The organism is Noviherbaspirillum sp. UKPF54 (assembly GCF_007874125.1).
Taxonomy (GTDB): domain Bacteria; phylum Pseudomonadota; class Gammaproteobacteria; order Burkholderiales; family Burkholderiaceae_D; genus Noviherbaspirillum.
In genome coordinates, this window is sequence record NZ_CP040128.1 from 3,748,107 (window position 1) to 3,760,759 (window position 12,653).

General features: G+C 63.3%; 9 protein-coding genes. All 9 read left to right on the plus strand.

Translation table 11 applies throughout. The features are described 5' to 3' along the window. The first annotated feature begins 96 nt into the window (after nucleotides 1–96). The 9 genes from FAY22_RS17405 (at nucleotide 97) to FAY22_RS17445 (ending at nucleotide 12,652) form a co-directional block, all read left to right on the plus strand. Nucleotides 97–1,299 (plus strand): patatin-like phospholipase family protein, encoded by a 1,203-nt coding sequence (locus FAY22_RS17405; RefSeq protein ID WP_168204868.1) that lies wholly within the window; start codon nucleotides 97–99, stop codon nucleotides 1,297–1,299. 224 nt (nucleotides 1,300–1,523) lie between these two features. Further along, nucleotides 1,524–2,384: a hypothetical protein gene (locus tag FAY22_RS22445; protein WP_246860547.1), complete on the plus strand. Its 861-nt coding sequence runs from the start codon at nucleotides 1,524–1,526 to the stop codon at nucleotides 2,382–2,384. Nucleotides 2,385–2,546: 162 nt separating this feature from the next. Then, nucleotides 2,547–3,137 (plus strand): LemA family protein, encoded by a 591-nt coding sequence (locus tag FAY22_RS17415; RefSeq protein ID WP_146331538.1) that lies wholly within the window; start codon nucleotides 2,547–2,549, stop codon nucleotides 3,135–3,137. 24 nt (nucleotides 3,138–3,161) lie between these two features. After that, nucleotides 3,162–5,135, plus strand: a complete 1,974-nt coding sequence (locus FAY22_RS17420) for a M48 family metallopeptidase (RefSeq protein WP_146331541.1) — start codon at nucleotides 3,162–3,164, stop codon at nucleotides 5,133–5,135. Between the two features lie 893 nt (nucleotides 5,136–6,028). Beyond that, nucleotides 6,029–8,008, plus strand: a complete 1,980-nt coding sequence (locus FAY22_RS17425; RefSeq protein WP_146331544.1) for a diguanylate cyclase domain-containing protein — start codon at nucleotides 6,029–6,031, stop codon at nucleotides 8,006–8,008. 543 nt (nucleotides 8,009–8,551) lie between these two features. Then, nucleotides 8,552–9,685, plus strand: a complete 1,134-nt coding sequence (locus FAY22_RS17430) for an acyl-CoA dehydrogenase family protein (RefSeq protein WP_146331546.1) — start codon at nucleotides 8,552–8,554, stop codon at nucleotides 9,683–9,685. Beyond that, nucleotides 9,682–11,064 carry an acyl-CoA dehydrogenase family protein gene (locus FAY22_RS17435; RefSeq protein ID WP_146331548.1) on the plus strand — a complete coding sequence of 461 codons (1,383 nt, stop codon included), beginning with the start codon at nucleotides 9,682–9,684 and terminating at the stop codon, nucleotides 11,062–11,064. Before FAY22_RS17430 ends, FAY22_RS17435 begins: the two co-directional genes overlap by 4 nt. 2 nt (nucleotides 11,065–11,066) lie before the next feature. Then, nucleotides 11,067–11,849 (plus strand): acetoacetate decarboxylase family protein, encoded by a 783-nt coding sequence (locus FAY22_RS17440; protein ID WP_146331550.1) that lies wholly within the window; start codon nucleotides 11,067–11,069, stop codon nucleotides 11,847–11,849. Beyond that, nucleotides 11,846–12,652, plus strand: coding sequence for an SDR family NAD(P)-dependent oxidoreductase (locus tag FAY22_RS17445; RefSeq protein WP_146331552.1), 807 nt, complete (start codon nucleotides 11,846–11,848; stop codon nucleotides 12,650–12,652). Before FAY22_RS17440 ends, FAY22_RS17445 begins: the two co-directional genes overlap by 4 nt. Nucleotide 12,653: the final 1 nt, after the last annotated feature.

Here is a 12,653-nt window from a genome sequence, read left to right on the forward strand (position 1 = left end):
CGGCCTGCCGGCGCGCGGGCGGATCATTGCATACGGCGCGCCGGACCGGACGCGCCGCATGCACTCCCGCACCAACTCATGCTCACGGGGACCATCATGACGACAGCGAACAATGCCAAAAAGAGGAAAATCACGCTGGCGCTGCAGGGCGGCGGCGCCCATTCCGCCTACGTGTGGGGCGTGGTGGACCGGCTGCTGCAACAGGACGATCTGGATATCGTCGCGGTGAGCGGCACCAGCGGCGGCGCGATGATCGCCGCCGTGCTGGCGTATGGCCTGAGCCTGGAGCGCGATGCCGGCGGCCGCCGGCTCGACGACACGACGCGGCGCGCCCACGCGCGGGAGTTGCTCGACAAGTTCTGGCACCGGGTGGCGGAAATCGGCGACGCCTATCTGAACCCGTACCGCTTCACGCCCAACCCGTTCCACCGTTCCTGGAACATCGACGGCATGCCGGTGCCGATCGCGCTCAACGCGCTGTCGCTCGTCACCTCGCCCTACCAGTCGTGGGGCGGGCCGCGCCAGAATCCGATCGCGCAGGCGATTGCCGACTGCATCGACCTCGATGCGCTCAACCGCAGCACGACCGGCCCTGCGCTCTACGTGTGCGCGACCAACGTGCGCACCAGCCAGCCGAAAGCCTTCGGCAAGGCCGAGATCCAACTACCCCACCTGCTCGCGTCGGCCTGCCTGCCGACGGTCGACCGCGCCGTGTCCATCGACGGCGAGTACTACTGGGACGGCGGCTACGTCGCGGACCCGGCGCTGGCGCCGCTGGTCGAGCATCACAAGCAGGATACGCGCGACTTGGTGATCGTGGGCGTCAACCCGATCGTGATGCAGAAGAGCGCCGTCCCTCCCGACACGGCATGGGAAATCATCGACCGCATCAACGAGATCACCTTCAACGCATCGCTCATCTCGGAAATCAAGCGCATCCATCAGGTCAACGAACTGCTGCGCCAGGTTCCCGCGGACGCGCGCGCCCGGCAGGCCGGCGGCAAGCTGCACGGCAAGGACGAAATCTTGCTTCACTACATTCCGCCGCATGCGGACATGGCCGGATTCGGCGTGGCCAGCAAGAGCAACACGGCCCTGCCCTTCCTGCGGCACCTGAAGGAACTGGGGCGCAACGTGGCGGAAAAATGGCTGTCCGGCGAGACCGACGGCGGCGGCGCGGCGCGTCTGGGCGTTTCGTCCGATGCCAATCTCGAGCAACTGTTCATCGATCCTCACCGCCCGGATGCGCCGCCGCTGCCGGACGCGGTGCAAGGGGTGCATACGGCACCTGGCAGCTGAGCCGCGTCCCCTTTCCTGATAACGTGCATCGACATTTCTTGCTTCAAACAATGAATGGAACTATGTGTCCATTTCAATCTCCTATAAAACCATTGACGCTTTCATAACCCGAGTGAAATGCAATGCGGGCACCTGCGTTCGCATCGCCGTGCCGGCTGGTCTGATCAGGCATGCGCAAAAGGGGCAGGCATTGTTTTTCACATGATTTGGTAAGGAGATACATCATGGCAATTTCTACGAGCGATACCACCGGCATGCTCACTGCATTGTTTACCGACCGCGACAGCGCGGAACGCGCCTATCAGGTCGTGTCGGATCGCGGCTATGCCAAAGACGACATCAATGTGGTGATGTCCGACGAAACGCGCTCGAAACAGTTTTCGCAAGCCGGGGCGCAACAGACCGAACTTGGCAACAAGGCAGCGGAAGGCGCGGGCATCGGCGGCGCCGTCGGCGGCACGCTGGGCGCGATCCTCGCCGCTGTCGCGGCCACCGGCACGAGCCTGGCGCTGCCCGGCCTGGGTCTGGTGATCGCCGGGCCGATCGCCGCGGCGCTGGCCGGCGCCGGCGCCGGCGCGGCCACCGGCGGCTTGCTGGGCGCGCTGGTCGGATGGGGCATTCCGGAAGAGCGCGTCAAGCATTACGAGAGCGGCATCAAGCAAGGCGGCATCCTGATCGGCGTGCGGCCGCGCTCGGAAGCCGACGCCGACTACATCGAACAGCAGTGGCGCAGCCTCAACGGCCAGCACATCTACCGGCCGGCCAGCACGATGCAGTCGACGTCCACCGTGCGCACGACGACCACGGCCGCCGAGCCGATCGGCACCACCGCGGACGACGCCTCCGAGTACCGCCGCCACTGGCAAAGCGCTTACGGCACGTCGGGCGGACGTTATGAAGACTATGACTCGGCATACCGCTACGGATCGACCATGGCCGGCAGCGAGCGCTACCAGAACTACCAGTGGAACGATGTCGAGCCGCAACTGCGCAGCGACTGGGAAGCCAACCATCCCGAAAGCACCTGGGACAAGGTGAAGGACGCGGTGCGTTTCGGCGCGGAGCGCGTCTCCCGCCGGCACTGACCGACACGCCTGCCAGCGCAACCGCGCAAGGGCTGCACGCAAACGTGCAGCCCTTTTTTTGCGGGCCGCGAACACGGGGGCTCCTTTGCCGCAGGCATGGCGACGCGATGCAGTGATGCTATAGTAGGTCGCGCGCCATTCGCCTTATTCTCTGGAGGAATCATGATCGCTCTCGTCGTCGTGCTGGCCCTCGCACTCGCGCTGGCATTCTGGGCCATGGGAACCTACAACAGGCTGGTCAGCCTGCGCAATCGCTTCAAGAATGCCTTCATGCAGATCGATGTGCAATTGAAGCGGCGCTACGACCTGATCCCGAACCTGGTCGAAACCGCCAAGGGCTACATGAAGCATGAGCGCGGCACGCTGGAAGCCGTGATCGCCGCGCGCAACAGCGCCGTGTCGGCCAATGCCCGCGCCGCGACCGACCCGACCGACGCGGCGGCGGTGCATCAGATGGCGGCGGCCGAAGGCGCGCTGAACCAGAGCCTGGGCCGCCTGTTCGCGCTGTCGGAAGCCTATCCCGACCTGAAGGCGAATCAGAACATGATGCAGTTGAGCGAAGAGCTGACCAGCACGGAAAACCGCATCGCCTTCGCGCGCCAGGCCTACAACGACAACGTGATGGAGTACAACACGACAGCCGAGCAATTCCCCGGCTCGATCATCGCCGGCATGTTCTCGTTCAAGGCGGCCGAACTGCTGCAGTCGACCGAGGCGCCCGAGGAGCGCAAGGCGGTGAAGGTGTCGTTCTGACGCGATGCGCGCCGCGCATCCGCCATGAACTTCTTCGAGCACCAGGACCAGGCGCGCCGCCAAACCCGCACGCTGGTCATCCTGTTCATCCTCGCGGTGATCGCGATCGTCATCGCGGTCAACGCCGCCATGGCCCTCGTCTGGCTGTGGACCAAGGGTGTGCGCATGGACGGCCCCTACGGTTACCCGCGCGGCTTCTTCGTCACCAACACCTTCGTCACGCTCGCGCTGATCGGCGGCGGCACCGCCATCGAACTGTTCAACCTGCGCGAGGGCGGTGACGCGGTCGCGAAGATGGCGGGCGGCAGGCTGGTCGCGCCGGCTTCCACCGTGCTGCTGGAGCGTCGCCTGCAGAACGTGGTCGAGGAAATGGCGATTGCCTCCGGCATCGCCTGTCCGAAAGTCTATGTGCTCGATCGCGAGGATGCCATCAATGCGTTCGCCGCCGGCTACAACCCGAACGAGGCGGTGCTTGCCGTCACGCGCGGCACGCTGCAACGCCTGACGCGCGACGAGCTGCAGGGCGTGATCGGCCATGAATTCAGCCACATCCTCAACGGCGACATGCGCCTGAACATGCGCCTGATCGGCGTATTGTTCGGCATCCAGATGATCGCCGGCTTTGGCCAGCACTTGATGGACTTCGCACGCTACTTCGTGCCGTCACGCTCGCGCAGCCGCGACGACAAGGGGCCGTCGGCGGCACTGGTCGTGTTCGTCAGCGGCGCCGCCCTGTTTGCAATCGGCTATATCGGCGTGTTCTTCGGCCGCCTGATCAAGTCGGCGGTATCGCGCCAGCGTGAATACCTCGCCGACGCCAGCGCAGTGCAATTCACGCGCAACCGCGACGGTATCGGCGGCGCATTGCGCAAGATCGGCGGCCTGTCGCGCGAGATGGAACTCGGCTCGCGCATCACGCATCCGAATGCCGAACAGCTGTCGCACCTGTTTCTCGGCGCGGTCAAGCCCGGCCTGGTAGCCGGCCTGTTTGCCACGCATCCGCCGATCGAGGAGCGCCTGCGCCGCCTGTATGGCAGGAAGGTGGAATTGCTCGATGCGCCGGTGCAAGAGGAAGCACCGCAGCAGGAGCCGATGCTGCCCGATATCCCGTTTTCTACTGCCGGCTTTGCAGCTGCGCAACCCGCCGTCCGATCCGCGCCGCTATCGACGCAAAAGGATAACGGCGCATCCATGGCCTCGGCAATCGCATTCGGCCACGGTGCCGGCGAGCGGACGGCCCTGGCGCCGCAGCTCGACAGCGCGGTGCGCGACCCGCATGCGGCCTGCGCCGTCGTCTACGCCTTGCTGCTCGGGCAGGATGGGCAGCGCGAGACGCAGATGGCGGCGTTGAATGCCGCCGACGCCAGGCAAGGCGCGCTGGCAGCCTATCTGGCCGACGCAGTCGCCGCCATGCCGAAAAGCGCGCGGCTGCCCCTGCTCGACCTGGCGATGCCGGCGCTGCGCCAGCTGCCGCAACCGGAGCGTGACGAGGTGCTAGCCATGGCCGCCCGGCTGATTGCGGCCGACAAGCGCGTCACGCTGTCCGAATTCGTGCTGCAGACGGTGTTGCAACGCCGGCTCGACCCGCATGCAGGCCGCGCGGTGCCGGTTCGTTATCCCACTATCGGAGCGTTGCGGCAGGAAACAGCGGTGCTGCTCTCGCTGGTGGCGCATATGGCGGCAAAGTGCAATGGCGAAACCGCATTCGCGGCCTATACGCGCGGAGCAAACATGGTCGATCTCAACGACGCGCCGAGCGACATCGCCCTCCTCGGCTCCGAACGCATACGCGCCGCGCTGATGGCAGCCAATGAACTGGCCCCGCTGGCCAAGCCTGTGCTGATCCGGGCGCTGGTCGCGACGGCGACAGCCGGCACGCAAGACATGCCTGTCGAAACCGCCGACCTGCTGCGCGCAATTTGCGCCGCCATCGATGTCCCCTTGCCGGCCATCGTGGCATCGACCTATATGCAGCATGCATGGGCCGCGGCATCGTAAAGCAGGCATGCAGCCAGCGCACCGGCCATCCTGACAACGGTGCATTTATTCCGACTTTCCGCCATTTCATTTACTCGCACACCCCATATCGCCGAACACATCTTCGCAGGCGCCCCGAATACGACGTTGATCGAGGCGCCTGCCAGGCGAGCCTATCGCACAGGATGTGGCAGCGTGCGCTCTCCGATCCTCTGCTCTCCGTGATTTGCATCTCGCGTCTGCGGCGAGTTCGCAGCCCGCATTGCCACCGATCCCCGAACGTCCCATTGCCTCAAGGATGAGATCAAGCAATTGATTGCCATCACGCCTTTAAATAATGGCAATCAATCCAAAGCCGATTGTGGAGCGAGCTGAGCATAGGCAGATTTTCTAGGTGGCGACTTTAAGTCTATGGACGTCTTCACCATCACTATTACCGACAGAGAAAAACCAATAAAAATAGTTTTCTTAAGGAAATCACTTATTTTGGATCAATATTTAGATAAGTAATTTGCAGGGAATGTGTTGCGATATATCAAAAGATACACATTCGCGCCGAGTAAAATTGACTCGCTACAAGTTCTAGTAGGCAATCTTTCCAAGAGAGAACCAACGGTATGCCTTATACCGACCAGAAGCGGCCTCCGCATTACGCTTCGGTTTTCCTTTGACTGCGCTTTCCATACTGTTCATGGCAAATCGTCTAGGGCGGCCTAAGTCTAACCGGGCATTCAGGCTGCCCCTGCACCATGGGCACAACAGAAATTCCGGGACTGTACACGCAAGCAGTGCAATGTAATACCCGATGGAAACAATAACGAGTACAGGGCATCCGCCTTTCCCATGCAACGGTGAAAAGCAAAACGTTTTACGTGGCCCTTTCCGATCAAACGCCGTCAGTAGGGAGGAATTCCATGGCCAAGATTTCACGGCGCCAAGTTGCTGATAATGCTGTCGTTGCAGTCGCGTTCTTCCTGACTGCGTGGGCGGGCCAAACCCTATGCTTTCCCCCCTTCGTTGCCAGTGTCGTTTGCCCGGCCTCGGGAGTGGCGCTGGCTATGACCATCATTCGCGGTCGGCATGTCTGGCCGGGTGTTCTTGCTGGCACTTTTGCCATTCTGGCGAAGGTGCTGGTAATGGACGGCGGCGCGCCGCTTGCCGCCGGTCTGGCATGTGCGCTCTTCGTCGGCGTTGCACAGGCAGTCCAGGCTTATGCGGGCGGGCTATTCTTCAAAAGGTGGGTCAACGATCCGTGCTTCGAATCGCCAGCTGCTGCATTCCGCTACGTGTTCGTCGCGATCACTAGCGCCATTCTCGGGTCAAGCGGCGCGGTCCTTGCCCTCATCCTGTTCGGCTTCATACAGGCCGACGTGCTGTCTGAAATAACGGTCTGGACCGTGGGACGTACAGCCGGCATGTTGATCTTCACCCCGACAATCGTCCTGTTTGCGCAGCGGCGCAACCGCGCCCTTCCAAACGAACGCCGCATGGAAGCACTGTTGCTGCTGACAGTGATGGCTGCGATCAGCGTCACCGTGTTTAGCGTTCCTGGCGAGCTGGCGAACCGCTACCCTGTCGAATACATTGTATTTCCCGGCCTGCTCTGGGCGTTAGAGCGTTTTAGCAACCGTGAATCTGCCTTGCTGGTGACGATCGTATCGGTGATCGCGACTTATGGCACCGCTCATCAACTCGGCCCGTTCGCGGTCAGCGCTGATCCGAACATATCGCTGATGCTCATGGAACTCTATTTCGCTGTCATGACGATCAGTTCGCTAGTTGGCGGCGCCGTTGTTGCGCAGCGCAACTGCGCGCAGCGGATGGTTGAGAATGCGCGCCAGGTACTGGAAGAGCGCGTTGCGCAGCGTACCCATGAATTACGCCAGGTGAACGAGACGCTTGAGGCGGAAATCAACGAACGCCGGCTTCTTGCCAAAGCGTTTGAGCATAGCGTGGAACCGACCTTGATCACTGATGCCGATCTGCGCATTCTGACGGTCAACGCCGCTTTTACCTCTGTCACCGGCTATGCCCTGGCGGAGGTCAGGGGACATTGCCTCGATCTCCTGGTCGCACATTGCACGGATCAGGGCCGCTACGAGCAGCTAATGGCGCAACTCGACGGCAAGGACGAGGCAAAAGGCGAGATCCGCTGCCGTCGTCATCAGGATAAGGACATCGCCGTATTTCCGTCATGGGTATCAATTGCCGTCGTGCGCGACACCGGCGGCCGCATTACCCAACACATCGTCAGTTTGGCCGACATCACGGAACAGAAGGCATTGGAGGAACACCGAGCCTATCGTGCCAATCACGACCTGCTGACCGGGCTGCTCAACCGCGCTTCGCTGGAAGATGTCTTGCACCGGACAATTGCCTATGCGCGCCGCAGCCGGCTGCGATTCGGCATGTTATTCGTCGACCTCGATTACTTCAAGACGATCAACGACGAATACGGCCATATCATTGGCGACAAGCTCCTCAAGCTGATTGCGGAGCGGCTTCTTTCGCAGGTACGCAACGAGGACTCGGTAGCCCGGCTCGGCGGCGACGAATTTGTCATCGTGCTGCCTCACGTCCAGGAGGCGTCCGATGTGGAGCGGGTCGCATTCGCCGTTGTTGACCAGTTGGCCAAGCCGTTCCATATTGATAGCTATGAACTGAACATCTCGTCTAGCATCGGCGCCTGCTTTTTCCCGGATGACGCACAAACAGCCGAGGAGTTGCTGACACGCGCCGACACGGCGATGTACCAAGCAAAAACGAGCCGCAACACCTACCGGTTCTATTCAACCGACCCGTGCGCCTGCACACTCAGCTTGGATGAGGCACAAAATAATCCGGAGGAATTAACCCTCGCGAGGGATTCGCGCCGACTAGTGGAAGCGGCCTGAAAAGCGCGCCTATCCATTCGGCGCTAAGTACTCAGCACATCTGCTGAGCACGCCGCACTTTTTCGACGCACGCATCGCCGATGGCTGCCAGGAACTTATCCCTAAAAATTTTTAGGCCATGGCACCTTTCGAAACACCGTGGCCGGCATCCCGGTAGCCGTCTATGAAAGATGCGTATGGAAATGATGTAGAGCCCGGTCCGCCAGTACTCCCCCGGTTAACCTGCGAAGCGGAGCCGGCATATTGGCAACATTATTTAACGCCATCTCTGTTCACTCATCCCACGGATGTCCATAGTTACAGCCGTTCGCAAATCCTTGGTGCGCAGATGAATGCCGCCCAACGTTCAACGCGCGCGGCCAGCCCGGACGCTTCCGCCCGGTGTCCGAAATCATCGATTTAATGTCCTTTGCAAATATAACAACACGTCGAATCTATCGCTAACATTGGCCGATCAGATCTCGCCGCTATTGCCCTGCGCCCGCGTTGCGGCCGGGCTTTCATCGCGAGGTCACCCGGACATTTCAGCCAGATAGCCGACGCATGGACATCGATCACGAAGACTTGAAACACTTGCTCGCCGAGGTGGGGCGTTTCGCTGCTGAACGCATCGCAGGCGCCACGCAACGGCCGGAGTCCCCGATGCGGCCGGACATGCTGGAACAACTGACGAATGAAGCTATCGAGCTCGGCATCCTTTCGCTATCGCCGGACGGCGACGGCTTTGGCCTCTGGGAGCATGGCGACGATGCCCACGCGATGGCATTCAATATCGGTACTCTCAGGCATCTCGGCCGCGCCAACGCCGGCATCGCATTTTCCTGGCACCGCACTGCGCTTGCGCACGAACTCTCGCGGCAGCTGGGGTTCGGGCAGGACGTCGCCCGCGCGCTTGGAACGGCTTTCGTGCCCACCGGCCATTACGGTCTGGCGCGCACCAGCCTTGCCCGCTGGATCAAAACCCCGCAGCCGCAACCCGATGATCTGGTGCTGCTTGCGGACTGGTTCGACCGCGACGTCCATGCGATCCCCCTCTGCGCCATGACCTCCTGGCAAAGCCTGCTGTGGCCGGTCTGGCGCAACGGCACCGTCGCATGGCAGCTGGCTGAGCGGCGCATGCTCGCGGTGGAATCATGCCGGCCGCAGCATGGCTTCGACGAACTCGCCGCGTTCACGGTGCGGCATGCCGGCGCCGCCGGGGAGCTGCGGCTGCCCGATGCCGAAACCTCCCGCCGGCTCTATGCGCGCGTTCTGAAGATGGACATGATCGGCTTACTTGCGATCGGCGCCGGCGCCATTGCGCGCGCCCAGCAGATGGCGTCCAGTTATGCAGCGGTGCGCCGGCAAGGGGGCAAGCTCATCGGCGACCATCCGGCGGTCCAGCAGTTGCTGAGCGAAATCGAAGTGGCCCGGCAACAGGCCGAATCCATGCTGGCCATGTTCGCATGTCCGATCGACGAAACCGATCTCGGCGTGGTCGCTGCGGCGCGTGCCGCAGCGCACGACGCGCTATGTCATGCGGCCAATCAGGCCGTGCAGGTGCATGGCGGTATCGGCTACATGCGCGACACCGGCCCGGAGAAAATCCTGCGCGACCAGAACATGCTGAAGCTGCAGGCCGGCGGCACACGGGAAGCCTATTCCTTTGTCGCGGGCTGGACGGGAGAACAGGCATGAACGTCTCGAATCATTTGCATGGCTATCTGGCGCCAGATCATCCGCTGTCGCCGCATTGGCAATACCGCGACTTCCCCTTGCTGGCCCGCCTGCTCGCTGACTACCGGCCTGCCGATTTGTGGGACACGGATTTCGCCAGGCTGCCCCGGCCCCTGGCGCGCGTGCGGCGCAAGGCGCGCGAGTTTGCCGAGCAATTCATGCAGCCGGTGGCCGCCGAGCTTGACCTCGCCGCGCACCTGCCCGCAGGGGAGTGTCATCCTCTCGCGCACCAGCTGCTCGTTGAAGCCGGGCGGCAGGGATGGCTCAGCTATTTCCTGCCGCCGCCGCTGGGCAGCATGGCATGGCGCTCGCTGTCCTATCCGGTGATCTGGCAAGCCTGCATGGTGGTCGAGGAATTCAGCCGCGTGTGCGGCGGCCTGATGCTTCTGCTGTCGGCCCACCATCTCGGGGCGATGCCGCTGCTGCTATCGGGGAGCGTCGGCACGGTGCTGCGCTTTCTCGCGCCGGTCTATCGCAGCTGCCAGCGGGGAGACCCGCATCTGATCGCCTTCGCCATTACGGAGCCGGGGGCCGGTTCCGACGCCGAGGAAGGGCACGGCGCAGCCGCCTACCGGCCGGGCGTGGTCGCCACGCCAGTCGATGGCGGCTATCTGCTGAACGGGCGCAAATGCTTCATCAGCGGCGGCGACCTTGCCAGGAGCGCGACCGTGTTTGCCGCGCTCAAGGGGGAGGGCATGGAGTCGTGGACCTGCTTCTATGTCGACTGCGCCGCGCCCGGGTTCAAGGTGGCGCGCACCGAACTGAAGATGGGAATGCGCGCCTCCGGCGCGGCCGAACTCGAATTCGCCGATGTCTTCGTTCCCGCCGACCGCGTCATCGGCGGTTTGCGCAAGGGATGGGCGATCAATCGCGCCACGCTGAACGCGTCCCGCATTCCGGTCGCCTCGATGGGCGTCGGCTTCGCCCGCGCCGCGACCGAACTGGCGGCGGATTTCGCCCGACGCTACACGCTCGGCGGCAAGCGGCTGATCGACTACCAGGACGTGCAGCTGCAGCTGGCCACGATGGTGGCCGAAACCCGTGCCATGCGCAGCCTGGTATGGCAGGAGGCGCGCCATGCATGGCAGCCTCGGCAGTTGCATGCGGCGCTGTGCAAGTTCCACGTCACCGACCGCGCCCAGCGCGTGTGCGAAATGGCGATGGACCTGCTTGCCGACCACGGCGGGCTGCATGAGCAGCGCGTCGAAAGAATCTTCAGGGATGTGCGCCTGACGCGGATTTTCGAGGGCACCAATCAGATCAACCGGCTTGCCTTGATGGAGGACTGGCAGGGCCAGCTGCTCGCCTCCGGCGACGGCATGCATCACTTGGGAGTATAGGAATGAAACCGTGGCAGAACGATCCGTTTTTCCAGTATCCGCAAACCGCCGTGTCCGCCAGCGAGGGAGAGGTTGACCTGCCGATCCTGTATTTCGACGATTCCAACCTGATGGCGCTGTTCAGAGTGGACTACGACAAGGCGCAGGCGATGGTCGCGCCGCACGGCCTGCGCGCGGTGCGTTTCGCCGGCGGCAAGGCGCTTGCCGGCGTCGCCTTCTACGAATACCGGGAAACCTCGATCGCCGACTATCGCGAAGCTGGCGTCGCGATTGCGGTCGTCCCCGACGGCGCCGCGATGCCGGCCTTGCCGCTGCTGTCCCTGTTCAGCCATCCGGATGTCAGCAACGCAGGCTTCTATATCCTCGACCTGCCGGTCACGACAGCGGCCGCCTGCGCGGCAGGCCGCGAGATCTGGGGCTATCCGAAGTTCATCACGCCGATCGGTTTTTCCTTGCAGGGAAACCGCTTCGAAGGGACCATCACCGATCCCGACTCCGGCGACATCATGGTGAAACTGTCCGGGAATGCCGGCCTCGGCACGCCGGGGCCCTTGCTGGATTTGATCCTGTATTCGCGGCGCGACGACGCGATGCTGCGCACGCTGGTGAACACCCGCGGCGGCGGAAGAATCTGCCTGCCCGGCACGATCCGGCTGGAAGTCGCCGGCAGCCACCCGATGGCGCAGCGCCTCGTCGCGCTCGGCCTGAAGAACGCCAGACCGGCGTGCGTGCTCCACACCCATGCGCTGCAGCTGCGCCTGAATGCAGGAGCCGTGTTGCCATGAACCGGCCGCAGCGCTATGCGGTGGTCACGGGCGCCGCGTCGGGAATCGGACTGGCGCTCGTTGCGCTGCTGGTCAAGCGAGGCTGGACCGTCGGCATGTTCGATATCGATCATGTGGCCCTACACGATGCGGTGCGCCGGCTCGGCAATCAGGCGGTGGCGCTTCCCGCCGACGTGTCCGATCCAGCCGCGGTCCGCTCGGCATTCGGGCACTTCGAGGGGCTCAGTGTGGGCAGGCTCGACCTGCTGGTCAATTGCGCGGCCCTGCTCTATACCGGGCACTTCGAGGACATGCCACCGCGGCACCTTGCTCATCTGCTGGCCGTCAACAACGTCGGGCTTGCGCTCTGTTGCCAGGCTGCGCTGCCGCTGCTCAGCCGCAGCGCCGAGCAGCATCGTGCACCCGCCGTGGTCAACCTCTCGTCCGCTTCGGCGGTGTACGGCATTCCGAGCATGGCGCTCTACTCGGCCAGCAAGTTCTGGGTGCGCGGTTTCACGGAAGCGCTGGCCGTCGAGTGGGCCAGGCATGGCATTGCGGTGCGCGACGTGATGCCGCCCTTTGTGGACACGCCGATGCTGCGTGGCCGAGATGACAATCTTTTTGTGCGGCGTCTGGGCGTGAGTCTGAGCGCGGGCGACGTCGCGCATCAGGTCCTCGCCGCAGCGCGGGGCGGGCCGCTGCACCGCCCTGTCTCCTGGCATCTCAAGGCGCTGTTGCTGGCGTCGCATGTCATTCCTGCTGCCGTTATACGCGCCGCGCTGGCATTTGCGGGCGGCTATCCGCGTGCGAACGCCGGCCGATAGC

What these genes read in the sequence shown, in the direction of transcription:
- FAY22_RS22445 (WP_246860547.1), top strand. Translation starts at nt 1,524, where the DNA reads ATGGCAATTTCTACGAGCGATACCACCGGCATGCTCACTGCATTGTTT.
- FAY22_RS17405 (WP_168204868.1), top strand. Translation starts at nt 97, where the DNA reads ATGACGACAGCGAACAATGCCAAAAAGAGGAAAATCACGCTGGCGCTG.
- FAY22_RS17445 (WP_146331552.1), top strand. Translation starts at nt 11,846, where the DNA reads ATGAACCGGCCGCAGCGCTATGCGGTGGTCACGGGCGCCGCGTCGGGA.
- FAY22_RS17415 (WP_146331538.1), top strand. Translation starts at nt 2,547, where the DNA reads ATGATCGCTCTCGTCGTCGTGCTGGCCCTCGCACTCGCGCTGGCATTC.
- FAY22_RS17430 (WP_146331546.1), top strand. Translation starts at nt 8,552, where the DNA reads ATGGACATCGATCACGAAGACTTGAAACACTTGCTCGCCGAGGTGGGG.
- FAY22_RS17435 (WP_146331548.1), top strand. Translation starts at nt 9,682, where the DNA reads ATGAACGTCTCGAATCATTTGCATGGCTATCTGGCGCCAGATCATCCG.
- FAY22_RS17440 (WP_146331550.1), top strand. Translation starts at nt 11,067, where the DNA reads ATGAAACCGTGGCAGAACGATCCGTTTTTCCAGTATCCGCAAACCGCC.
- FAY22_RS17425 (WP_146331544.1), top strand. Translation starts at nt 6,029, where the DNA reads ATGGCCAAGATTTCACGGCGCCAAGTTGCTGATAATGCTGTCGTTGCA.
- FAY22_RS17420 (WP_146331541.1), top strand. Translation starts at nt 3,162, where the DNA reads ATGAACTTCTTCGAGCACCAGGACCAGGCGCGCCGCCAAACCCGCACG.